1 protein-coding gene is annotated in these 1,112 nt (G+C 66.4%); it reads right to left on the bottom strand.

The features are described from left to right. Positions 1-3: 3 nt before the first annotated feature. Positions 4-1,112 (bottom strand): phosphoenolpyruvate carboxykinase (GTP) (locus NP3_RS45315; RefSeq protein ID WP_084509699.1); only part of this gene is annotated, 1,109 nt, incomplete at its 5' end.

Raw genomic sequence — 1,112 nt, 5'->3', positions numbered from 1 at the left:
AAATTAGACAGAGCCCAGGCGCTCCTTCAGCGCCTCGAACTCGTCGCGCACGCCGGAGGGCAGCTTGTCGCCGACGAATTCGAACCACTCCTCGATGAGCGGAATCTCCTTGCGCCATTCGTCCGCGTCGACGGCGAGTGCCTCGTCGACATCGGCGGGATCGACCTTCAGACCCTCGAGGTCCATCTGCGCGGCGGTGGGCACATTGCCGATCGCGGTCGGCTCGGCCTGCGCCGAACCCTCGATGCGGCCGACGATCCACTCCAGCACGCGGGAGTTCTCACCGAATCCGGGCCACAGGAAGCGGCCGTCGCCACCGCGACGGAACCAGTTCACGTAGAAGATCTTCGGCAGCTTGTTCGCATCGGCGTTCTTGCCGACATTGATCCAGTGGTTCAGGTAGTCACCGACGTGGTAGCCCATGAACGGCAGCATCGCCATCGGGTCGCGGCGCACGGTGCCGACCTTGCCCTCGGCGGCGGCCGTCTGCTCGGAGGAAAGGGTCGCGCCCATGAAGACGCCGTGCTGCCAGTCGAAGGATTCGGTCACCAGCGGGACCGTGGTCTTGCGGCGGCCGCCGAACAGAATGGCCGAGATCGGCACACCCTGCGGGTCGTCCCATTCCGGAGCCAGGATCGGGCACTGCGACATCGGCGTGCAGTACCGCGAGTTCGGGTGCGCGGCAAGGGTTTCGGTCTCCCGCAGGTACCAGTCGTCGCCCTTCCAGTCGATCAGGTGATCGGGCTCGCCCTCCAGGCCCTCCCACCAGACGTCACCGTGATCGGTGAGCGCGACATTGGTGTAGACCGTATTGCCCGCCTCGACGGTCGCCATCGCGTTCGGGTTCGAGCTGCGGTTGGTGCCCGGCGCGACGCCGAAGAATCCGAACTCGGGATTCACCGCGTACAGGCGGCCGTCCTTGCCGAACCGCATCCAGGCGATGTCGTCGCCCAGGGTCTCCGCGCGCCAGCCGGGAACCGTCGGCTGGATCATCGCGAGGTTGGTCTTACCGCAGGCGCTCGGGAAGGCCGCGGCGATGTAGTACGCCTTGTCCTCGGGGGAGATCAGCTTGAGGATCAGCATGTGCTCGGCCAGCCAGCCCTCGTCGTGGG

Origin of the sequence: Nocardia pseudovaccinii NBRC 100343 (genome assembly GCF_001613225.1) — a bacterium.
Taxonomy (GTDB): domain Bacteria; phylum Actinomycetota; class Actinomycetes; order Mycobacteriales; family Mycobacteriaceae; genus Nocardia; species Nocardia pseudovaccinii.
This window is presented reverse-complemented; position numbering and strand designations above follow the sequence as displayed.